The organism is Mucilaginibacter pankratovii (genome assembly GCF_014773265.1).
In the GTDB taxonomy this organism is placed as follows: Bacteria; Bacteroidota; Bacteroidia; order Sphingobacteriales; family Sphingobacteriaceae; genus Mucilaginibacter; species Mucilaginibacter pankratovii.
Window position 1 is genome coordinate 12,648 of record NZ_JACWMY010000004.1, and the last position, 22,936, is coordinate 35,583.

The following is a 22,936-nucleotide window of genomic DNA, read 5'->3' on the forward strand; positions in this document are numbered from 1 at the left end:
CTATGCAAAAACTATATTCATTCATCCTATTCATATTCCTCAGCGCCGCAGCCCTCGCTCAAACGCCTGATAGCCTGCTAAAACCCTCACCCCTAAAAACCATCAGCAATACCCAATACGATGCGCTGATGAAGGGGCGGGACCAATACCAGATGAGCCTGGTTGCCGATCTGAACGGCTACCCATCAGCACAAAAGGCGCTGAAATACAAGAAAGAGCTCGACCTGAGCCCTAACCAAACGGCGGCTTTAACCAAAATAAACACCGAATTGCAGCGTAAAAAGATAGAGATGGGCAACTCTATCGTAACCAATGAAACCAAACTCGATGGCCTTTTTCAATCGAAAAAGGTGACGGAGGGCGATATCCTTTTTTATGGCAACCGCAGCGGATTGTACTATGGCGAGCTGAGGAACGCCATTTTAATGGCGGCTTACAATACCTATAAATTGCTCGCGCCGGCGCAGATAAATAAATTGAAGTCATTCAAAAATGATAATTAGCAATATGCCGTTTGATTTTTTTAATTTAGCGCCTCAATAAATTGTATGAAGATTACATTTGATTTTGAAAAACCACTGGCAGAGCTTCAGGGGCAGATAGAAAAAGTGCAGCAGGTAGAAGAGAAGAATAAGCTGGACATGAGCGCCACTGTTGCCGAACTGGAAGCCAAACTGGAAACTGCCAAAAAAGAAATATACGGCAACCTTACCGGCTGGCAAAAGGTGCAGATCTCCCGCCACCCCGAGCGCCCATATACCTTACAGTACCTCGAACTGATGTGCGATGATTTCATCGAAATGCATGGCGACCGTACCGTAGGTGATGATAAGGCAATCATAGGTGGTTTTGGTACATTAAACGGGCAAACCGTAATGTTCATAGGTCACCAAAAGGGGCGTAATACCAAAGAGCGCCAGTACCGCAATTTCGGTATGGCTAACCCGGAAGGGTACCGCAAAGCTTTAAGGCTGATGAAAATGGCCGAAAAATTCGGCAAGCCGGTAGTTACCCTGATAGATACCCCGGGAGCATTCCCGGGCCTGGAAGCAGAAGAACGCGGACAAGGCGAAGCTATTGCCCGTAACCTGTTAGAGATGTCGATACTGAAAGTACCGGTGATCTGCGTGGTTATTGGCGAAGGTGCATCGGGTGGTGCATTGGGCATTGGTATCGGCGATAAAGTGATGATGCTGGATAATAGCTGGTATTCGGTTATTTCGCCTGAGAACTGCTCTACCATCCTGTTTAAAACATGGGAGCATAAAGAGCGTGCCGCAGAGATGCTGAAGCTTACCTCTACCGAAATGCTAAAAAACAAGCTGATTGACGGCGTTATAAAAGAACCACTTGGCGGTGCCCACCAGGACCCGGTTGCCATGGCAGCCACGCTAAAAAAACAACTTCTTAAAGATCTTAAAATCTTAGGCGAGCGCAACATCGACGAACTGGTTGCAGAGCGGATAGAGAAGTTCTGTAATATGGGTGTGGTTGTTGAGGATTAATTTTGGACGAAAGACTTTTAGACAAAAGATAAAGGACATAAAAAGACATAAAACAGAAAAAGCGGCGATGAGCCGCTTTTTCTGTTTTACGATAGTATAATAAGCGATGCGTTCTTTCCCTCCCTTGGGAGGGGTGTGCTGGGCTGTGAAGTGGGAGGGAGGGGTTTCGGCGCTATGCAATAGCCGACTTTGCGGCTAACCCCTCCCCGCCTTTGCGCGCGAGGCCCCCCGCACCCCTCCCGTTGGGAGGGAGTTCGTTTTCCTACTTCCCCAACTCCGCAATTATAGCTTTAGCCGCACCATTCGTCGGGTCAAGCTTGAGAGAGCGTTTGTAGTTTAGTAAAGCTTTAGCCTTATCGCCTTTATTGTAATATGCTTCACCGAGGCTATCGAACACATTACCGGATGTTGGGAAGAGGGTTGTATTGTATTCCAACACTACTATCGCGTCATCCAGTTTTTTGGCGTTCATGAGGGAATAGCCGATCTCGTTGAGGGTTGATTCGCTATCAAACCCATATTCGTTTGGGTGTTTCGCTTTCAGGTCTTTATAAAAAACCAGTACCTGTTCGCCGCTTAACGTGTCCAGCTGTTTCTGAAAATCGGCCAATATTGAGCGTTTCGGTTGACTATAAGGTTTGCCATCGAGGATGTTTTGGATGGCATTGTCGATGTCAAAGATGTTGTTCTGCCTGTTGTTGGTCATCAGGATCACCGTTCTGCCTTTTAGCGGACTGCCCACCACTAATGCCTGGTAATAAACACTGCTGCCATCGTGCTTGTGGAATACCAGTTTGTTACCATCCATGGTGCCGCCGCCAAGGCCGCATTGCTTATCGGGGCCAAATGGCGTAACCAGTATTTTGGTGGATGCCGGGCTGATGAGTTTAAAATTCTCCAAAGCTTGCTCCCATTTATAAAAATCATCCAGGGTTACCGCCACCCAGCCGGTGATAGGGTAGATGAGCGGACCCTGTTTGCCCTCGTTGGTGTACGATTTTGCCATCAGCGGGGTATTGTCGTCCGGGTCTATCACGGCGGTGCTCATGCCTGCGGGTTTCAGCAGTTTTTCTTCTACGAATTTATTGAAGGGTAAGCCGGTTATCTTTTCGATGATGCGGCGCTGCATAAAAACGTTGTTGTTATTGTAGGCGTATTTGGTGCCGGGCTCAAAATCGAGCTGCTGCAGTTTCATCAGGTCGGCTATGTTATCGGCATCACCTTTTACGGTTTTCCATTTTACATCGGGGATGCCGCTGGTGTATTGCAGCAGGTTTTTGATGCTTACCTTATTTGCCCAGGCAGGCAGCTCGGGGAAGAATTTTGATACCTTGTCATCAATGCTGAGTTTGCCCTGTTCCTGCAGCATCATAATGCCTACGGCGTTAAACTCCTTGGCTATCGACCCAATATGGAAGCGGTAGTCTTCTATAAGTGGCTCTTTTTTTGAGACATTGGTAAAACCGATGGCGTTTTTGTAAACTACTTTACCACCATCCATCACCAAAATATTACCGCTGAACAGGCCCATCCGGTTGGTTCGGCGAATCATGGTATCAATAGTAACGGCTTTGGTCTGACCGAAAACGGTAATAGTAAGGAGCAGAAAGGAAAATATAAGGGATGCGGCGGCGTATTTTTTCATCAGTAGGTAGTGTAAAGGTAAGACACCCGAAACGATGCGATTGTTACGAAGCGTAGCCAACAAAAACGCCCCGTTTAAAGCGGGGCGTTAAATGTATCAGATTTGCTGACGAATTATTTTATTGCCCCGGCTGTGCCAACGCGCCAAACTTACCGCTGTAATCTTTCAGCTGGGCGGCAGTTTTATTGGCCCACTGGGTTTGGTGGAAGCTTTTGGTGAGGTTTTCCATACCATTAAGCAGCGAAAGCGCCAGCTGTACAGCGCGGGAATCAACGTTGTTGCTGTCCTGCTGGTATACGGTAAAATTAAATGCCAGTTGATCTACCACGTAATCATCAACCAGTTTTACCAGTTTATTACCAAGGGCGGCATCGCCAACCTCATAAGCGCTTTGCGCCAGGTAGTATTTGCGGATAGCCAGCTCCGGAGATAAGATCTTCTCGGGCATGTTATCCTGGTATTTTTTCAGCGCGTTTTTGGCGAGGTCGGTATGGCCTTCTTTTACAAGGGCATCGGCAAGGCTGGCAAACATACGGGTGATCACGGGGTAGAACAGGGTGGTAGAGGTGTTATCCAGGTTTTTGGCGGTCTTCATTTGGCCGTATTTAAACTTGTTTACCACGTTGTTGTACATCACCAAAGTGTTGCTGGCCTCTAATGGCTGCACCGTGGTATCCGGTTTAAACGGCATCAGTCGGTAGCAAAAGCCCTCGTTGTACATGTATTTATCCAGGCCAAGCATGTTTTCGTTTCCGGCGGTTACGGTATAGTATACCGGGCGTTTCCAGTTGTTGTGTGCCAGGATATCCATAATGGCTAGGTTATCCTTGGTTATGTATTTGCCGGGATAGGTGAAATCCATTTCGGTAGCAATGCGGTCGCGCTGGTTGGCGGGTACAGCACCGTTTTTAATCACCTCATCGGCATTAATGGTCATTTTAAAGTTTTTGGTAGGCAGGTAATTCGCGCTTTCACCGTTCTCGTAAGTCACCTTGGCCTGCGGATCCTCGGAGGTTAAAAAGTCGAACAACTCCTTTAGCTCAAATGCGCCGGGTATTTTGGCATCGTTATAATAAATTACATCGCGCACGCCGGTTTTAAATTTATCGTTGCTCATGGTGATAGGCAGCGGTGCCGACTCATTCATCTTCTGCTTCATCTGGCGGATGTACCAATCGGTACCCAGCAGGCTCAGGTTTACGATACGTACATCAGGGCGAACGCCTTCTACCTCCTGTATGTACCAAAGCGGGTAGGTATCATTATCGGCAAAGCAAAACAAAATAGCGTTTGGCGCGCAGGAGTTAAGGTAGTTGTACGCCATATCGTGCGGGGTAAGCTTGGTAGAGCGGTCGTGGTCGTCCCATTCCTGGCTGGCCATTAATACAGGTGCTGCCAATAAACACACAACACTGGCGATGATGGCCCCGGTTTTGGCATTCAGCTTTTTGCTGATCAGCTCGGCTATCATCAGTACACCCAAACCTATCCAAATGGCAAAGGCGTAGAACGATCCCGCGTAGGCGTAGTCACGTTCGCGCGGCTGCAGAGGGTCCTGGTTAAGGTAAAGCACAATGGCCAAACCGGTGAAGAAAAAGAGTACCACTACCACACCCGCATCGCGCTGGTTGCGTTTAAAGTGATATATCAAGCCCAAAATACCGATGATAAGCGGCAGGAAATATAGCCTGTTATAAGCATTGCTTTCGGTAACCGAGGCAGGCAGATCCTTTTTAAAGTTCAGTCCGCTTAGCCAGCTGCCGTCGATAGTGTTGTTTTGGCCATCCAGGTCGTTGGCGCGGCCTGCAAAGTTCCACAGGAAGTAGCGGGTGTACATCTGGCTCACCTGCCAGGTAGCAAAAAAGCCCAGGTTAGTAGCCATGGTTGGCTGATCCTGCGGGCCTAATTTCATCCAGTCGCGGTAAAACTCCGGGTGGTTTTGCTTTTGGCTAAACATCCGCGGGAATATGGTGTTGCGATCGTAAGTGGTAATGAGTTTTTTACCTGCTACCTCGTATTTGGTAGCGCCGCGGCGGTACAGGGTAGCACCGTCGGTTTGGTCGATGGCTTTCGAATCGAAGAACTCTCCGTACATCAATGGCGTATCGCCGTACTGGTCGCGGTTAAGGTAGCTGTTTAGTGCGAAGGCATCCTGCGGATCGCTGTTGTTTAAGTTAGTACCCGCCTTCGCACGGATAACGATCATCACGAAGGAACTGTAACCAAATAAAATAAATACCGCGCAAATTAAAATGCGGTTAAGTGCAACCGGTTTTTCGCGTACTTTTAAAGCATATTCCAGGGCAGCTAAAACAACTGCCGCGCCAATAAAGCCTGCTATACCGGCGCTAAGCGTAAGTAATAAAACAAATGCCGCAGCGGCAATAATAATAAAGCTGTTTTTTTGGTTGATGGTATAATATATACCCGATGCAAGCGTAACGGCCACTAAGGCGAAGAACATGATAGCCCCGCTGCCGAAGCCCATATTAAGGGTGTTCACAAAGAATAGATCGGAGAAGGCTGCGCCTTTAACAGTGAACTGGATAACGCCCCAAAGGATAACCGCTACGGTGATCACCCCTAAAACGAACGTCCAGACGGTGCCGCCGGTGGTAACTTCTTTTGCGCGTTTAAAGTAAATGATAAGCGCTATTGCCGGGATAACCAGCAAGTTTAATAAGTGGATACCGATGGAGAGGCCCATTACATAGGCGATAAAGATGATCCATTTATCGGCATGCGGCTCATCTGCATGTGCTTCCCATTTTAATATTGCCCAAAAAACGATAGCGGTACACAAGGAAGACTGCGCATAAACTTCCGACTCGACAGCCGAAAACCAGAAGGTATCTGAAAAAGTATAAGCCAAAGCCCCAACAAGGCCCGAGCCTATGATGAGGATGAGGTTGGTTACGCTGAGTTCTTCGCCCGCCTTTACCAGCATTTTTTTTGCCAGGGCGGTGATGGTCCAAAACAGGAACATAATGGTAGCTGCGCTGGCCAGTGCCGAGGAAAGGTTGGTAAAATAGGCCACTTTGTTCCTGTCGCCCATAGAGAGCAGGGAGAATACCTTGCCTATCATGGTAAACAGTGGTGCGCCGGGCTGGTGGGCCACTTCCAGGCGGTAAATACAGGCGATAAACTCGCCGCAATCCCAAAAACTGGTGGACGGCTCAAGCGTTAAAGTGTAGGTTATGGCGGCTATAAAGAATGTTGCCCAGCCAAAAATATTATTGTACTTGTTATAGTTCATAGCTTAACGTGCTGTAAGATCAGGTTTTTGAAGAGTCGAAAGTAGTAAAAGAATTAGGCTTTTTAAGCGAAATAGCTAATGATTAACACTTTTTAACGATTGATAGGGGCACGTTTAGCTCTTTAAAATACTTTTTTGAATTTTGCTTTTGAGTTCCAAAAAATCGTTCTATATTTGCATTCCTTTTCGGAGCGGATAACGCAACGCAGGAGATTGCCTGATAGTATAATGGTAGTACGACGGTTTTTGGTACCGTTTGTCTAGGTTCGAATCCTGGTCGGGCAACATTAAGATTTCGGATTTCGGATTTTCAATTTCGGATTAACCGTATTGGAAATTAGAAATCCGAAGTTTTTTATACACGTTGCCGGAAGAGAATGAAGGGATAGGTTAAATCCGACATTCGAAATCCCAAATCAAAAAAAGATGCCTTTACAGTTTAATACAGTTAAGCTATTTGCAGGTTCAGGTTCTTTAGACCTGTCCAAACACATTGCTGCATCTTATGGCCAGGAACTTGGCGATGTTGTATTATCGCGTTTCAGCGATGGTGAATTTCAACCACACTTTAACGAATCTATCCGCGGTTGCGATGTGTTTTTGATACAAAGCACGCACCAGCCTACCGATAACCTGATGGAACTGCTGATGATGATCGATGCCGCCCGCCGTGCATCTGCCCATTATATCATTGCGGTTATCCCTTACTTCGGTTTGGCCAGGCAGGACAGGAAAGATAAGCCACGTGTGGCCATTGGCTCAAAACTGGTAGCAAACTTACTGGTAGCAGCAGGCATCAACCGGATTATGACGATGGACCTGCACGCAGCGCAGATCCAGGCGTTTTTTGATGTGCCTGTAGATCACCTGGATGCATCTATCATATTTGTGCCTTACATTAAAAGCCTTGGTTTGGGTAACCTTACTATCGCCTCGCCGGATATGGGTGGCAGTTACAGGGCACGCAGTTTTGCCAAATTTTTTAATGCCGAGGTGGTAATTTGCGATAAACGCCGTAAACGCGCCAACGAAATTGAGAGCATGACCATCATAGGTGATGTAACCGACCAGGATATTGTACTGATAGACGACATCTGCGATACAGCAGGTACGCTTGCAAAAGCTGCCGGCTTAATTATGGAACGTGGTGCACGCAGTGTACGCGCGGTTTGTACCCACCCGGTATTATCGGGCAAGGCGTACGAAACTATCGAAGCATCGGCATTAACCGAGCTGATAGTGACCGATACCATACCGCTGAAACACAGCAGCCCTAAAATAAGGGTGCTTACCACTGCCGAGCTGTTTGCAAAAGCAATAAGCAATGTAAATGAGCATGGCTCGATAAGCCAGTTGTTTAGGGTAGATTAATTATGGTTCATGGCGGATAGTTCATGGTTCATAGCATAAATAGAATAAAGATAATCATGCCCTGTTGGCATGGCTTAAGTAAATAAATAATAAATAATGAAATCAATTGCTATTAGCGGTTCTCCAAGAGAGAACGTAGGGAAACGTGACGCAAAAGAGCTGCGCTACCAAGGTTTGGTACCTGCAGTGCTTTACGGTGGGCCAACCCAAACCCACTTTTCTGTGTCCGCAGCTGATTTGAGAGCCGTAATTTATACTCCGGTTGTTCATTTCATCGACATTACTGTTGCTGGTGTTACATCACAAGCTATTATTAAGGATACACAGTTCCACCCGTTAACGGAACAACTTATCCACATCGACTTCTTGTTGTTAGACGAGAAAAAACCGGTTACTATCGAGATCCCTGTAAAATTAACAGGTACTTCTCCGGGTGTAAAGGTGGGTGGTAAATTGGTACAGAAACTACGCAAACTGCGTGTTAAAGCTTTACCTAAAGACCACTTAGATAACATCGAAGTGAGCATCAGCGCTTTGGAAGTTGGTAAATCAGTAAAAGTTAGCGAAATATCTTTGCCAAACTTAACTATCACCAACGCACAGGAAGATACCATTGTATCGGTAACTACTTCACGTGCATTGCGCCAGGCAGAACAAGAAGCTGCTTCAGGTAAAAAATAATTTGGTGATTTCACCGATTATGGTGTGATTACACCGAACTATAGCGATGGGTTTTAAACCCATCGCTATTTTTGTATAAAAGCAATATCTTCGCGGTAAATAAGCAATTCAAAAATTCTCCCTTCGAGGGAGCTCGGGGTATGAAATATTTAATAGTTGGTTTAGGAAACATTGGGCCGGAGTATGCCGATACGCGGCATAACATCGGCTTTATGGTGCTGGATGAGCTGGTAAAACAAGAGAAGGAAAAGTTTTACAGTATGCGCCATGCTTATTATGCCGAAGTGCCGTACAAAGGGCGCACGCTGCACCTTATTAAACCAACTACCTACATGAACCTGAGCGGCAAGGCCCTTAACCATTGGATGAAGGAGCTGAAGGTGCCGGTAGAAAATGTACTGGTGATTGTTGATGACATTGCCCTGCCATTAGGCACCCTGCGCCTTAAACCCAAAGGCAGCGCCGCCGGCCATAATGGCCTAAAACATATCGAAGCTACGCTTGGTAACAACGAATACGCCCGCCTGCGTTTTGGTGTTGGCGATAACTATCCTAAAGGCCGCCAGGTAGATTATGTGTTAAGCGGTTTCGATAAAGATGAACTGCCCGAACTTCCTGCATTGATCGACAGGTCGATAGAGATGGTGAAAAGCTTTTGCACCATCGGCACGGAGCTGACGATGACGAAGTTTAATAAGTAAAAACAGATTTAACCAAAACGTCATCCCGAATTTATTTCGGGACCCCACACGGCAAGTAGCCAGCATGCGAGGTGGCATGGTTGGTGGTTAGCTATATTATGGGTGCTGAAACAAGTTCAGCATGACGATTGTCGAATACATCTGTATCAAATCTGTTACCTAATTCTTTAGTTAAAAAAATCCTTTCCTCTGCAACAGAAGCCTATCTTTACACGTCTTGTAACCAAAACTATTACATGAGAAGAATTTTACTGGCAGCAATTGGCTGTTTCCTAAGCCTTATGTCTTTTGCGCAAACCAATTCGCCAACTATTACGGTAAAGGGGATCGTTATCGATTCTGCTGTAAATAAGCCATTGAGTTATGTAACGGTTGCGCTAACAGACCCTACCAACAATGCCCCCGTAAAAAGTTCCCTCAGTAAAGACGACGGCTCTTTCGAATTCCTCAACCTGCCGGCAAAAGCATATAAACTTTCCTTAATATCAGTAGGATACAAAACAAAAGTAATCGAGCTTAAAAGCGCGGCAACCGTTAACCTGGGCAGGCTGATGTTAACTACTTCCAGCAGCCAGTTAAAAGAAGTATCGGTAACTGCCGACAGGCCACTGATGAAGCAGGAGGTAGACCGACTGAGCTACGACGTATTGGCCGACCCGGAAAGCAAAACCCTCACCGCGCTGGATATGATTCGCAAGGTGCCCCTGCTTTCGGTAGATGCCAACGATGCTATCAAACTCCGCGGAAGCGGCAATTATAAGATCCTGCTGAATGGTAAGGAATCGGCTATTATGGCACGTAATCCTTCGGATATCCTGAAAGCGATGCCGGGTGCCAATATTGTTAAGATAGAAGTGATCACCACGCCGCCGGCCAAGTACGATGCCGAAGGTTTGGCAGGTATCATCAATATCATCACCAAAAAAAATGCCGACCAGGGTTATAACGTGGGCATCAACAGCAACTACAATACAGCCTATGGTATCCGCGGCAACGTTAATTTTACCGTAAAGCAGGGTAAGTTTGGCTTAAGCGGTTTCAGCGGTACCGGCAAGCGCCCCGAACGTACTACCGCCTTTTTTAACCAGACGGATTTTTTAAAACAGCCGTCATCCATCACGCAAAATGGTACCAGGTTTAATGGCGGTACCAACAACTACGTAAGCACCGAACTGAGCTTTGAGGCCGATAGTTTGAATTTGCTCACGGGCTCATTCAATTACTACAAAAACGCCAATACAACCGGCAGCAACCAGTTTACGCAGCAGCGCGATAATGGCGTTGAAACCGATTTTACCACAACCAACATGGGTAACGGCAATTTTGAGGGCAAAGATTTTGGCTTGAACTACCAGCTTGGTTTTAAAGGAAATAAGGACCGCCTGCTCACCGCTTCCTACAAATTCAGCGATAATAGCAACAGTACCGTGAATACGGTTAGCCCGGGTAATGCAACCAACTATCGCCAGTTTAACAACTCGGGCGCTAAGGAGCATACCACCCAACTGGACTATATCCATCCTTTAAAAGTAATTACCATTGAGGCTGGTGGTAAACTGATCGATCGGAACAACTTTAGTAATTTCCGTACCAACCTGTACGATGAAGTATCTAAGGAATATCTGCCCGATGCTACGCAGGATAATGTTTTTGATTACCGCCAGGATGTGTATAGCCTGTATAACTCCTACACGCTCAAGTTCACCAAATGGACCTTTAAAAGTGGTGTACGTTACGAGCGTACCAATATCGATGCTAATTTTTCGTCGACCGCCACCACGCTCGATCAAAACTTTACCAATGTGGTGCCTTCGGTTTCTATCCAGCGCAGCCTTAAAAGCAGCAGCCTTACTTTTGGTTTTACCCAGCGCATCCAGCGCCCCGGTATTTTCCAGCTGAACCCCTTTGTGGATAGGAGCAACCCCAACTACATTACTACCGGTAACCCGGGCCTGCGCCCTGCCGTTAATAATAACTTTGAGCTCAGCTACGGCAATTTTGCAAAAGGTTCGGTTAACATCAGCACCAGCTACTCCTTTGCCAATAATACCATTCAGCAATTGGCCAGCGTAAACGGCACGGTTACAACTACCACCTACGCCAATGTGGGAAAAAACAAACAACTGGGGCTGGACCTCAATATGAACTATCCCATCACCAAGAAGTTTAACGTAAACATCAACGCCGAGTTACTTCGTGTTTGGCTGGAAGGGTTTTACAGCAACCAATTGTTTAAAAACAAGGGCTACCAGGGACACGTATTTACCAACAGCAGCTATAAATTTGATAACGGCTACCGCATAGGCCTCAACGTAGGGTTCGATAGCCGTTACGTATTGTTGCAGGGTACCGATAACTATTACCTGGGCTACGGTGCCAATGCATCAAAAGAGCTGTTTAATAAAAAGGCAAGCATATTTGTGTACACCAACGGGCCGTTTAAGCAATTCATCAAGCTCGATTTTTCTACCCGTACGCAGGATTTCGTCAATTCATCCTATAATTATCAGATCTTCCGCACTTTCGGTATCGGCTTTAACTACAAATTTGGTAAGCTGAACAGCGAGCTTAAAAAGAACAAGCGCGGAATTAATAACGACGACACGAGCGGAGGGAGCAGGAATTAGGAGGTTTTTTTATTCCCTCCCCTGGGAGGGGCGTGGTGGAAAGAAGCGCAAAGGCAGGGAGGGGTTTCGCCACTATGCAACGCTTAGTAACCGGGTAACCGTTTTTGAAAAGCAAAGGCAGTAGTCTTAGGTTCTGTCCTGCCCCGCTTTCTGTCCAAGCCGCTGATAGAAGCGGCTTTTCCGCCAATCGGGTTTAGGTTTGTTAGTGCTGTGCAGCTATTCTCAAATCCTCTTTACGCAGCAGAGAGGGTGGAACAGCGTAGCGCATTCCGGGCCTGCCTGCCGGTAGGCAGGTGAGTCAACTTGCCCCAATGCCTCCCAGCGCTCTGTATCAAATCTGTTACCTAAAAATTTAGTTAAATAATACCATCCGGTGCAACGCAAGCTCGCCCGCCTGCGTCTTGTGAAATAAAACTATTAGAATGAGACTATTTTTACTCGCGGCTATCGCCTGTTTATGTTGCAAATTATCCTTCGGGCAAAGCACAACTACCATAACAGTTCAAGGTGTTGTTATCGATTCGGCTGCAAATAAACCATTAGGGTATACCACAATCGCCCTAACCGATGCCGTTACCAACGCACCCGTAAAAAGCACGCTGAGTAAAGACGATGGTACATTCTCGTTTAGCAGCCTTCCCGCAAAGGCTTATAAGCTGTCCCTTATATCTATGGGATACCGTACCAAAATCATCGATATAAAAGGAGACGCAAATGCCGACCTTGGTAAATTATTAATAGCGCCCGGCAGCAAACAACTCAAAGAAGTAGCCATAACCGCCGCCCGCCCCCTGATGAAGCAGGAAGTGGATCGCATCAGCTACGATGTACTGGCCGACCCGGAAAGCAAAGCCATCTCTGCACTGGATATGATGCGCAAAGTGCCCATGCTCTCGGTAGACGCTGATGATAAGATCCAGCTGAAGGGCAGCGGCAACTACAAGATCCTCATCAATGGCAAAGAATCTGCGTTGATGGCCAAAAGCCCGTCGGATGTTTTGAAAGCTATGCCCGCCACCAATATCGAAAAGATAGAAGTAATTACCACCCCACCCGCCAAGTACGATGCGGAGGGTTTGGCTGGTATCATCAATATTATCACCAAAAAAAATGGCGACCAGGGTTATAATGGTAGCTTAAACTCGCGTATCAACAGCGTTTTTGGCCCGGCTATAAACCTTAATGGTACCATGAAACAAGGAAAATTCGGCCTTTCGCTTTTTGGCGGCATCGGCAGCAACGGGCATAATACCAACCCGTTCAGCACCACGCAAACGCAGTTTGCCCAAAACACAACCATCAGTCAAATAGGCGATAATACCTTTGGCGGGCACTTTAAATATGCCAATGCCGAACTGAGTTACGAGATAGATTCACTTAACCTCATCACCGGCTCGTACCAGTTGTTCCAGGGCGATTTCGACCAGAACAGCAGCCAGCTCTCGGCTCAAACCAACGGGGCAGGCGTTTTAACCCAGGGGTACAACCTGCTAAGCACCGGTGTGAACAACGACAAGGGGATGGACCTGAGCCTGAACTACCAGCTTGGTTTTAAAAAACATAAAGATGAGCTGCTTACCCTGAGCTACAAGTATAGTTATGGCCCCGGTAAAAACACGGCCGATAACATGTTCAGCAACCGCTTTAATTACCCGGAAACTTTCCAGCCAAACTACCGCCAGTACAACGAGGCCGGTAACCGCGAACACACCTTTCAGCTGGATTATGCCTACCCGGTAAAAAAAGTAAGCATAGAAGCCGGTGCGAAGGCCATCCTGCGTAACAACTTCAGCGATTTCCGCCGCGAGGATTTCGATCCCCTTACCAGCGCTTATGTGATAAACGAGGCGCAAACCAATATATTTAACTACCACCAGGACGTGTATAGCTTTTACAACTCCTATCAGTTAAAGTTCACCAAGTTCACCGCCAAATTTGGGGCAAGGCTGGAACGCACGCAGGTGAACGCTGATTTCTCGGGCACACCGCTGGATAAAGGCTACAGCAACCTTATCCCATCCATTTCGGTACAGCGCAGTTTCAGTAAAAGCAGTGTAAGCCTTGGCTTTACCCAGCGCATCCAGCGCCCGGGCATTTATCAGCTTAACCCGTTTATCGATAGGAGCAACCCCAAATTCATCAACACAGGTAACCCCGATTTAAAACCCGAACTGAACAACACCTTCGAGTTTACCTATAGTAACTTTTCCAAAGGCTCTATCAATGCCAGCTTAAGCTATGCGTTCTCCAATAACTCTATCCAGAATGTTACCAGCATCAATATAGAGAACGCCGGCACCACCAACCCGGATACCGTTACTACTACCACTTACCAAAACCTGGGCAGCAACCGCACCCTCGGCTTAAATCTCAACAGCAATTACGCACTCACCAAAAAGATCTCGTTCAGCCTCAATGCGCGCATCAGTCACGTTTGGTTAAAGGGTACTTACAACGGTCAGTTTTACAAGAACGACGGCTTTACTGGCAACGTGTTCACCAACCTGGGCTACAAGTTTGCCGAAGGTTACCGTTTTGGTATTGATGCCGGCTACTTTAGCAGCAATGTGTTGCTGCAGGGGAAAAATGGCAGCGGCATATTCTCGTCGTACGTGCTGGGCAAGGAGTTTTTCAAAAAGGCGCTCACCATATCGGCAGTAGCCAATAACCCTTATGCCAAGTTCCGTACCTTCAGATCGTACACCAACACGCCCGATTTTGAGCAGTCGTCGTTATTCAGTAACCGTTACCGCAGTTTAGCCATCCGCATCAACTATAAATTCGGTAAGCTGAACGCCAACATCAAGAAGAACCAGCGTGGTATTAATAATGATGATACGCAAGGGAAGAGTGCGCCGTCGAATTAAGGCGTAGCTACCTCGCTATTGACTCACCCCGAATGCGCTACGCTGTTCGACCCTCTCTGCTTCGCAAAGAGGGTGAAGAAAGAAAAGGAAAATGAAAAAGAAAATCGCCCCTCTTTCTGAAGGAGAGAGGGGTCGGGGGTGAGTCAAATAGCCACTATTTCCCTACCTTTGCCCCATGAAAGTATACGGCATCACCAACTGCAACACGGTAAAAAAAGCACTCGACTGGTTAAGAGCCAATAAAGTACCTTACGATTTTCACGATTTTAAAAAGCTTGGCGTAAGTGCCGAAAAGCTACAGGAATGGGAAGCCAAAGCCGGATACGAAAAATTCATGAACAAGCAGGGCACCACCTATAAACAGCTCCTACCTGAAGTAAAAGAAAGCATCAAAACCAAAGAAGACGCGCTGGCCATCCTTCAGCAAAAAACCAGCATGATCAAACGACCTGTGATAGAAAAAGACGGGTTTTTGTTTTTTGGGTTTGATGAGGGGGTGTATAGGGAAAGGTTGCTGTGATGCCGAGCTTTTACAAATGAAACTACTTAGAAAAGAAGCCGTAACTCTAATATCCTTTTACAGGCTTTTAAACCTTTCTGCCGGGGAGATGGCCGCCTATAGTAAAAATGTAAAATCAGAAAGTTCGCTGGATGATGATGTTGCATTAGAGGTGTTACATTTTCATATCAGAAAATACATTGAACACCAATTCAAATCTTACAGCACATCATATTTAACGGCGGTTTTGTCTGGTTATCTTACCATTCCGATATGTATAATCGGTAAACCATCAAAGCTGTTGCCTTGTTTTTGTTGCGGATATAAAACGTTAGATAAAAGAGGCGAGTATGACATTTGTGCGGTGTGTTTTTGGGAGGACGACGGAAGTAAAGATATTGAAGAGGTCTCCGGCCCCAATCATTTAACCCTGTGCCAGGCAAAAGAGAATTTTAGCGAATTCGGCGTAGTTGAAAAACGATTTCAAAAAGTTGTTCATCCAGATAGAATGCTTCAATTTGAAAAAACAATATAATTCGTCGCTGCCGCAAGCGCCCCCGGCTTGTGGCCCGCATACAATGTAACCATCATGCAATTCGAGAGAATGTCTACCCCAACCTCTCCTTCATCCTTAGCATAATTGGCAATCGCCTCTGCCGGGTCACCTAATTCAGGGTGCCAGAGTTTTTCCCACTCAAAACTGTAATAGCCTTTGTAGCCTCCTTTCTTCAGGATATCAACGGCTTCTAAAATGGGTGTATCACCCTGGCCGAGCAATACATATTGCAAATTCTCTCCTTTTTTCACGTCATCACCCTTCAGTATTTTGGCATCTTTTATATGCGTATGCCTGATGTAGGGCTTCAAAACTTTGTACGCATCCGCCGGTGCCTCGCGGGTAATGCTCCACATGTTCACTACATCCCAAATGAGGCCGGCGTTGGGATGCGTGGCGGCTTTCATCACCGCCTCCAGATCGTTGCTATGCACCAGGTCTCCGTGCGATTCTATCAGCGCACTTACTTTGCTGCCTTTGGCGTGGTCGGCCAGTTCCAGCAAGCCTTTTACCATCAGGTCCATTGTAGCTGCCTTGTCGCGCTCTTTTGGGAAGTTGTTGGGGAACGCCCGTATGAAAGGGCAATCGAGTTGCACGGCCAGGTCGATAAAGCGCTTACCTTCGTCCATACTCTTTTGCCGTTCGGCACCCTCGGCAAAGTGCAGCGTGGCAGATGAGCCAAGGTCTACAAAGCGCAGGCCTTTATCTTTCATCAGTTTCAGGGTGTCTTTCCTCGCTTCCGGGGTGGCCAGTTCCTTAACCTTGGTCAGATCCATTTCGCGCTTGATGCCACGCAGTTCCAAGCCGCTGTAGCCATGCAGTGCGGCAAAATCTACAATCTGGGTAAAGGTCCAGTCGGGGCAGCCGAGGGTAGAAAAGCTGAGCAGCGGTTTGTCTTTTTTTGAAGTAAACGCAGAAGCAACCGCCGTCCCTGCTACCAGCAGCGATGATGTTTGCAAAAATTTACGGCGCGAATATGGGTTTATCATAAACAGGTACTTGGTAACAACTTATAATTGGTTGATGGAGCATCGCTTTGGGGGCATTTGCTTTTTAAAGGTAAACAGAATTCGGAAGAAACAGAAAGCCAGGGTTAGGCAAATGTAATTGCCATCAAAAAAATACAATAAAATTTGCGAAACCAATTAGTTGCGCATATATTTGCAACCAATCAGTTTCATAAATGAACATCAATAAATGAGAAGAGATATTTTCCAGGCCATAGCAGACCCTACAAGGAGGGCGATCATAGCCTTAATTGCATTACAGGCCATGACCCCAAACGCCCTTGCCGAACATTTCGACACCACCCGGCAGGCGGTTTCTAAACACCTGCGTATTTTAACAGAGTGTGAACTGATCAAACAAGAGCAAAAAGGCCGAGAGATTTACTATCAACTCGAAATTGACAAGATGAAAGAAATAGATAAATGGCTGGAGCAGTTCCGCAAGATCTGGGAGACCCGTTTCGGCCAGCTCGACGAATTATTATCAACCATTAAAAAGCAGAAAAATGAACAGTAACCTTTCATTTGATTTTTCCGTGGACAGGGAAAACAATACCATCAGCGTAAAACGTGAATTTAACGCCGACCTTGAACTGGTTTGGAAAGCATGGACCACTGCCGAATTACTTGACCAATGGTGGGGACCCAAACCCTGGCATGTGGAAACCAAAACCATGGATTTTAGCGAAGGCGGCTATTGGCATTATGCCATGGTAGGCCCTGAAGGCGAGAAGCATTGGAGCAGAGCCGACTATCTTTCTATCACCAAAGAAATATCCTATACCGCTAAAGACGGGTTTTGTGACGAGGATGGCGTAATGAACCCCGCTTTCCCGCAAAATTTATGGCAAAGCAGCTTCCATCCAAAGGAGGGTGAGGTAGAGGTTGATGTGCTGTTAACCTTTGATACCCTTGCCGACCTGGAACAAACCATCAACATGGGCTTTAAAGAAGGCTTTAGCATCGGCTTACAACAGTTAGACGAGTTGCTTTTAACTCTGACGAATAAGTAATCAAAAACATAAAAGTGCGGGGTCAGCACGATAAACACTGACGATACGGGGATGAGAAAAATAATTGTGACCACATTTTTGACGTTAGATGGCGTAATGCAGGCACCCGGTGGCCCCGAAGAAGATACATCGGGCGGCTTTAAATATGGCGGATGGTCTGCTCCTTACTCAGATGAAGCGTCCGGTAAGGCCATGCAAGAACAGATGAAACCTTCGGACCTGCTCCTCGGCAGAAAAACCTTTGATATTTTTGCTACCTACTGGCCCAAGCATGCCAGCTATTGGCCGGGTATTAATGACGTAACCAAATACGTATTATCCAACACCCTAAAAGATACGGACCCGATAGTTACCGGCTGGAACAACTCCATAGTTCTGCAAAATATAGCCGAGATCCAAAACCTCAAAAATTCCGATGGTGCCGACCTCAAAGTTTGGGGCAGCAGCGAACTGGTTCAACTGCTGTTGAAGCACGACCTGGTAGACGAGCTCTGGCTCAAAATTTACCCCGTAACGCTTGGCGAAGGGAAAAAGCTATTCGGCAACGACCCTATCCCGGCAGCATTTACGTTAACCGAAAGTTTGGTTACGCCCAGCGGGGTGATCTTTATTAATTACAAACGCGCCGGAGAAGTTAAGACAGGTACTATTGGGGAATAAGGGATATTGTCGCTTTTGCTTGGTGTTGCCGCCGTTGGTGACAATGCCAACAAGCGCGAAACTCACAAATTTCGTTCTGATATGGATGCGCTCTTTGGTGTTACCTTGCCAATCCTCGCGTCCCTTTTCGATACAAGTTCGCATACCAACTCTGCGGCGCTTTCAAAATCATCATGCGTATCGCTGAGCAGCAGCCAGGCAGAATCATATACCTCCCCTTCATTAAACACAAAGTCGGTTATGGCCGGTATCTCCGCTTTAAGGCTGGCATGGAACTCCCGTTTTGTGGAGATCCAAATACCATTGTGCTGCGGGTTTTTCCCGGTTTTCCGGAAGATCAATACGATCTTTTTATCCAGGTAGACGTTGAACATCCCTATAGCGGGCAGGATGATCACATTTCGTGGCAAATAATCCAGCAGGAAATCGTAGGGCATCGTCTTTTTCATGGGTTTGGGCGTTGCTGTTAGTCCCCTTCTAATTTACAATTTTTCCTCTTCCCTGCATCTGTGCTAAACCTCCCGTGTTTTGTATAAATCCTGCCGGCTAAGCCGCCATACCTTTGTTATCAACAAATAACAAAACACAACATGTCAAAAATAATTTTAATTACCGGTGCCTCACGTGGCTTTGGTAAACTTTGGGCAAAGGCCCTTTTAAAACGCGGCGATAAAGTTGCAGCAACTGCCCGCAACACCGAAAGCTTAAACGACCTTGTAGCCGAATTTGGCGACGCCGTACTCCCCATCCAACTGGACGTTACCGATAGGGCGGCCAGCTTTGCAGCCGTAAATAAAGTGAAGGAACATTTCGGCCGTATAGATGTGCTGATCAATAACGCCGGTTACGGCTTATTCGGTGCCATAGAAGAAACTACCGAAGAGCAGGCCCGCCAGCAGATGGAAACCAATTTTTTCGGGTTGCTTTGGGTAACACAGGCTGTGGTGCCGATAATGCGCGAGCAAAAAAGCGGGCACATTATCCAGGTATCCAGTGTATTAGGCTTAATGACCTTACCGGTATTGGGCTTGTACAATGCATCAAAATTCGCAGTGAATGGTTTAAGCGAAACCCTGGCAACAGAAGTAAAAGGCTTTGGCATCAACGTAAGCTTAATTGAACCAAATGGTTTCTCTACCGATTGGTCGGGCGCTTCCGCTGCCCAAACCGAAGCCATTGAAGTTTACGCTCCCGTAAGACAGGCCTTTGCCGAAGGCAACACGCCGGATGCCTGGGGTAACCCCGAAACTACCCCGGATGCCGTACTGGCCCTGATAGACAGCCCGAACCCGCCATTGCACTTCCTGCTGGGCAAGGTGGCTTACCCAATGGTGGCCGGTGTTTACGCCGCCCGCCAGGCCGATTTTGATGCCTGGAAAGATGTTGCCGTAGCAGCACACGGACACTAATTTTGAGAGTGATTTTTATCGCTCGGCAAGTTGACTCACCCCGACGGCACTTCGTGCGTCGACCCTCTCTATCTGCGATAAAGAGGGTTAGAAAAGAAAGAAGGAAAAATAACAACCATGTCTCCCCCTCTTTCGGAACGAGAGAGGGGGCGGGGGGTGAGTCAACTCGCGACGCGCAAAGTCACTAATACATCATTTTAATAGCCGCAAGTTACAATCTGCCTATGCTGTATGTAACTTGTGGCTTGTTTAATTCACCCACCCCATGAAGCACTATAAAAACCTCACCGAACTGCACCGCGAGAATGGTTTCCCGCCGCCGGAAAGCCCGCTGCTGAGCATTTACAGGTGCACCCACGCCTGCGGCATAGGCGACCGCGAGTTCACCAGCGATTTTTATATGATCGGGTTCAAGAAGATCAAATCAGGCGTGGTGTTGTACGGCCGCACCCGGTACGATCATGAGGCCGGCTCCATGATGTTCTTTAAACCCCGCCAGGTTATTGAGATGAAGAACCTGGAGTTTGAGGAAGATGGCTTTATGATCTTTCTGCACGAGGACTACCTCAACGGGCACCCCCTGCATGCCGATATTCGAAAATACCACTACTTCGACTACGAGATAAACGAGGCGCTGCACCTCTCGCCCCGCGAAGAAAAAACCGTGTGGGAACTATTCTCGATTATAGAAGGCGAATACAACAACAACCAGGACGAGTACAGCCGCGAAATAATCCTCGCCAATATAGATACCATGCTGAAGTACGCCCAGCGGTTCTACAAAAGGCAGTTCATCAACCGCGCGGAGATCTCGGGCAAAACCGTTACCCGCTTCAACCAGGAGATCAGCAAATACGTGAGCGCCGGCCTGCTTGCGCAAAAAGGGCTGCCCTCTGTACACGATATGGCCGACAGGCTCAACATCTCTCCCGGCTACCTTACCGACGTACTGAAGCAGGAAAGCGGTAAAACCGCGCTGGAGCATATCCACATCTACCTCATCTCCGAAGCCAAGAACCGCCTGCTGGGCGAGGACCTCTCCGTATCCGAAATAGCCTACGAACTGGGTTTCGAGAACCTTTCCTACTTCTCCCGCCTCTTCAAAAAAGAGACAGGTATTAGTCCCAACACCTTTAAAAAGCAGATGCTGAATTAGGTATCCTCAACTCCCTCCCCACGGGGGGGGTGTGCCGGGGATGCGCGTAAAGGCGGGGAGGGGTTTCGCCACCATGCAATATCAACATGCTGCTGCCTTAAACCGAAATTTCTCTTAGATTAAAAACAGTACGCCTGTATGAATCGAAAGGGTTTACAAAAGTTTACACAATTTCAATTTAATAAAATTAAGTATTTGATAATCAATATGTTAAAATATAACAGGGTTTACATAAATTTAGGTGTATTTTTTCTTATTGGTTAATGTTGCCCGCGAGCTCTCCGCCCGGTCAGATGTCAACGCCTGGCGGTAGATGATTTGTAAGCGTCCACGGTTAGTTTATTCTTTTGAAATTCAATCAACATTGGTTATCAGTTCTGGTAAGCGTGGACGCTTACCGGCTTAGAGTTTCTAAATACGGAATTCTGCTTCTAAATGCACCGTAGCAGAGCTGGCTACTTTGCATGCGGGCCACAAGCCGGGGACGCTTGCGGCAGCGGGTTACTTTATATATTGCATAAATATCTTATCCAGTGCATCAAAAGCATTAAATAAATCAGTAAGCATAAGTTGCCTAATATCTTGTGATCTATAGTCAAATTCTCGTCCAACAACACCCATTGCTAATTTTGCATTGGTTTCGCCGGGGTATGTTACGGCTGGGACTACAAAATAATATTGATTTTCATACTTGTCTAAATCTAAAAAGTAGTAGAACCCCAAATCAAAAAATGGATATCCGGGAAGTCCTAATCCTAATCGAGCACCAAGGCCCATGAAATTAGGGCGGTCCATATTGACTTTGAACCCTAAAATTTCCGGGGTAACATCAGAGATAAAACTGTCGCGACGATCAATACTTAAAATATTCCCAATATTTCTTGTGCGCAAAACATCAATCACACTTTGCCAAACAGACATCTTCGAAGCCCACTCTGATTTAATGAACTCCATCGTATTATTATGAAAGTCATATATTTCGGCTGTGGTCATACTAGCCCGCAATCTTTTTATTCCTTCTTCTGAATTTAAAATCGAAGAAACAATACTTTTAGAGTCATACTGCATATCATTATTTAACCATTGTTCAAGAAACTGAATGAAATCATCTATTTTTAACCTAAAAACGGGATCAACACCAGTAGCTGCTTTTATGATGTCATCCAATAATTGGGCTTTTTTGATTGGCCTACCACAATTTCCAATAAAATAATTCTTAAATTCTAAATCTGTATATCCGTGCGGTTCCTTACCCACTACTAACGCCCATAATATCCGTCCGAGAGCATAAACATCGCTTGGCTTGTGGTCAGATGCATCCAGCCGCCCTCTCAAAAGCTCTGATGCTCGATAACTTATAGAGCCAATCATTTCTCCCTCAGTACTAAGTCGATGGTCAGGATCGGGCAGTAAACTTAGGTCTATACACAATCCAAAATCAGAAATATATAGTTTTCCGTCTTTATCTATGAGCGTATTTTCCGGTTTTAAATCACGATGAGCGTGATGTTCATCGTGTAATCGCTTTACTATTAAAGCAATTTCTAAACAGGTTTTAACAGCTAAGGTAGCATCATCGGTCGCTATTTCCTCAATTTTTGTAGATAGATTACCCGGAAATAAAGGCATACCGTAGTACGCTAGGTCTGAAATGTTATTTAATTGTTGCCTTTGTAATACTTGTTTGGGATGCTCGTTACTAACAAACAATACAGGGACTATTCCATCAGTTTTGTTGAACTTTTGAATGGTGTTCATTTCATTTGAAAACCTTTGATACCTGCTATTGTTGCCCCAATAACGAAAGAACTTTATCGCAATTTCATCTTTATCCATTGTAACCTTGTAAACGTAGCTATTGCCACCAAATCCTATATATTCAGCGTCGGGCCATTTTTGTCTTACGATGGCAGTGATTTTATTGTCTTCGCTCATTTAAATTTTTATTTAAAGTATATCTGACTTTCATGTCCCCGCTGCCGC

19 protein-coding genes and 1 tRNA gene are annotated in these 22,936 nt (G+C 46.4%); 15 read left to right on the plus strand and 5 right to left on the minus strand.

Features of this window, described 5'->3' with window-relative positions:
* Positions 1–2 precede the first annotated feature (2 nt).
* A complete protein-coding gene (locus IDJ77_RS08455; protein WP_191188519.1) occupies positions 3–503 on the plus strand; it encodes a hypothetical protein in 501 nt (166 codons plus the stop codon).
* Positions 504–548: 45 nt separating this feature from the next.
* Complete coding sequence (locus tag IDJ77_RS08460; RefSeq protein WP_191188520.1) at positions 549–1,505, plus strand: acetyl-CoA carboxylase carboxyltransferase subunit alpha; 957 nt, start codon at positions 549–551, stop codon at positions 1,503–1,505.
* Between the two features lie 262 nt (positions 1,506–1,767).
* Here IDJ77_RS08460 and IDJ77_RS08465 read toward each other — a convergent pair whose 3' ends face one another.
* Both IDJ77_RS08465 and IDJ77_RS08470 read right to left on the minus strand, forming a co-directional pair.
* Positions 1,768–3,150, minus strand: coding sequence for a serine hydrolase domain-containing protein (locus IDJ77_RS08465; RefSeq protein WP_224751020.1), 1,383 nt, complete (start codon positions 3,148–3,150; stop codon positions 1,768–1,770).
* 118 nt (positions 3,151–3,268) lie between these two features.
* Positions 3,269–6,406 carry a glycosyltransferase family 117 protein gene (locus tag IDJ77_RS08470; RefSeq protein WP_191188521.1) on the minus strand — a complete coding sequence of 1,046 codons (3,138 nt, stop codon included), beginning with the start codon at positions 6,404–6,406 and terminating at the stop codon, positions 3,269–3,271.
* A 214-nt stretch (positions 6,407–6,620) separates the two neighbouring features.
* On the opposite strand from IDJ77_RS08470, the gene IDJ77_RS08475 reads away from it, so the two are divergent.
* The 8 genes from IDJ77_RS08475 (at position 6,621) to IDJ77_RS08510 (ending at position 15,687) form a co-directional block, all read left to right on the plus strand.
* Positions 6,621–6,691: transfer RNA gene (locus tag IDJ77_RS08475), tRNA-Gln, on the plus strand.
* A gap of 141 nt (positions 6,692–6,832) precedes the next feature.
* Positions 6,833–7,777, plus strand: a complete 945-nt coding sequence (locus IDJ77_RS08480; protein ID WP_191188522.1) for a ribose-phosphate pyrophosphokinase — start codon at positions 6,833–6,835, stop codon at positions 7,775–7,777.
* Between the two features lie 96 nt (positions 7,778–7,873).
* Positions 7,874–8,458: a 50S ribosomal protein L25/general stress protein Ctc gene (locus IDJ77_RS08485; protein WP_191188523.1), complete on the plus strand. Its 585-nt coding sequence runs from the start codon at positions 7,874–7,876 to the stop codon at positions 8,456–8,458.
* A gap of 140 nt (positions 8,459–8,598) precedes the next feature.
* The gene (gene pth / locus IDJ77_RS08490) at positions 8,599–9,159 is read left to right on the plus strand and encodes an aminoacyl-tRNA hydrolase (RefSeq protein WP_191188524.1); all 561 of its coding nucleotides are present in this window, start codon (positions 8,599–8,601) and stop codon (positions 9,157–9,159) included.
* 236 nt (positions 9,160–9,395) lie between these two features.
* Positions 9,396–11,786 carry an outer membrane beta-barrel family protein gene (locus IDJ77_RS08495; RefSeq protein WP_191188525.1) on the plus strand — a complete coding sequence of 797 codons (2,391 nt, stop codon included), beginning with the start codon at positions 9,396–9,398 and terminating at the stop codon, positions 11,784–11,786.
* A 422-nt stretch (positions 11,787–12,208) separates the two neighbouring features.
* Entirely contained in the window at positions 12,209–14,653 is a 2,445-nt protein-coding gene (locus IDJ77_RS08500; protein ID WP_191188526.1) for an outer membrane beta-barrel family protein, read from the plus strand.
* A gap of 175 nt (positions 14,654–14,828) precedes the next feature.
* Positions 14,829–15,173 (plus strand): Spx/MgsR family RNA polymerase-binding regulatory protein, encoded by a 345-nt coding sequence (locus IDJ77_RS08505; RefSeq protein WP_191188527.1) that lies wholly within the window; start codon positions 14,829–14,831, stop codon positions 15,171–15,173.
* Positions 15,174–15,189: 16 nt separating this feature from the next.
* Complete coding sequence (locus tag IDJ77_RS08510; protein ID WP_224751021.1) at positions 15,190–15,687, plus strand: CPCC family cysteine-rich protein; 498 nt, start codon at positions 15,190–15,192, stop codon at positions 15,685–15,687.
* Here IDJ77_RS08510 and IDJ77_RS08515 read toward each other — a convergent pair.
* Positions 15,666–16,697, minus strand: a complete 1,032-nt coding sequence (locus IDJ77_RS08515) for a sugar phosphate isomerase/epimerase family protein (RefSeq protein ID WP_191188528.1) — start codon at positions 16,695–16,697, stop codon at positions 15,666–15,668. The genes IDJ77_RS08510 and IDJ77_RS08515 overlap by 22 nt on opposite strands.
* 208 nt (positions 16,698–16,905) lie before the next feature.
* On the opposite strand from IDJ77_RS08515, the gene IDJ77_RS08520 reads away from it, so the two are divergent.
* The 3 genes from IDJ77_RS08520 to IDJ77_RS08530 are packed head-to-tail and all read left to right on the plus strand — an operon-like array spanning position 16,906 to position 18,388.
* A complete protein-coding gene (locus tag IDJ77_RS08520) occupies positions 16,906–17,232 on the plus strand; it encodes an ArsR/SmtB family transcription factor (protein ID WP_191188529.1) in 327 nt (108 codons plus the stop codon).
* Entirely contained in the window at positions 17,222–17,728 is a 507-nt protein-coding gene (locus IDJ77_RS08525) for an SRPBCC family protein (protein WP_191188530.1), read from the plus strand. Before IDJ77_RS08520 ends, IDJ77_RS08525 begins: the two co-directional genes overlap by 11 nt.
* 51 nt (positions 17,729–17,779) lie before the next feature.
* On the plus strand, positions 17,780–18,388 hold the full coding sequence (locus tag IDJ77_RS08530) for a dihydrofolate reductase family protein (protein WP_191188531.1): 609 nt from the start codon (positions 17,780–17,782) through the stop codon (positions 18,386–18,388).
* A 62-nt stretch (positions 18,389–18,450) separates the two neighbouring features.
* Here IDJ77_RS08530 and IDJ77_RS08535 read toward each other — a convergent pair whose 3' ends face one another.
* On the minus strand, positions 18,451–18,837 hold the full coding sequence (locus IDJ77_RS08535) for a hypothetical protein (protein ID WP_191188532.1): 387 nt from the start codon (positions 18,835–18,837) through the stop codon (positions 18,451–18,453).
* A gap of 141 nt (positions 18,838–18,978) precedes the next feature.
* Here IDJ77_RS08535 and IDJ77_RS08540 point away from each other — a divergent pair, with 141 nt between their 5' ends.
* Together IDJ77_RS08540 and IDJ77_RS08545 are read left to right on the plus strand one after the other, a co-directional pair.
* Positions 18,979–19,797 carry an oxidoreductase gene (locus IDJ77_RS08540; protein ID WP_191188533.1) on the plus strand — a complete coding sequence of 273 codons (819 nt, stop codon included), beginning with the start codon at positions 18,979–18,981 and terminating at the stop codon, positions 19,795–19,797.
* A gap of 265 nt (positions 19,798–20,062) precedes the next feature.
* Positions 20,063–20,953, plus strand: a complete 891-nt coding sequence (locus IDJ77_RS08545) for a helix-turn-helix domain-containing protein (RefSeq protein WP_191188534.1) — start codon at positions 20,063–20,065, stop codon at positions 20,951–20,953.
* A 501-nt stretch (positions 20,954–21,454) separates the two neighbouring features.
* Here the strand turns inward: IDJ77_RS08545 and IDJ77_RS08550 are convergent.
* A complete protein-coding gene (locus IDJ77_RS08550) occupies positions 21,455–22,888 on the minus strand; it encodes a protein kinase domain-containing protein (protein WP_191188535.1) in 1,434 nt (477 codons plus the stop codon).
* Between the last annotated feature and the right edge of the window lie 48 nt (positions 22,889–22,936).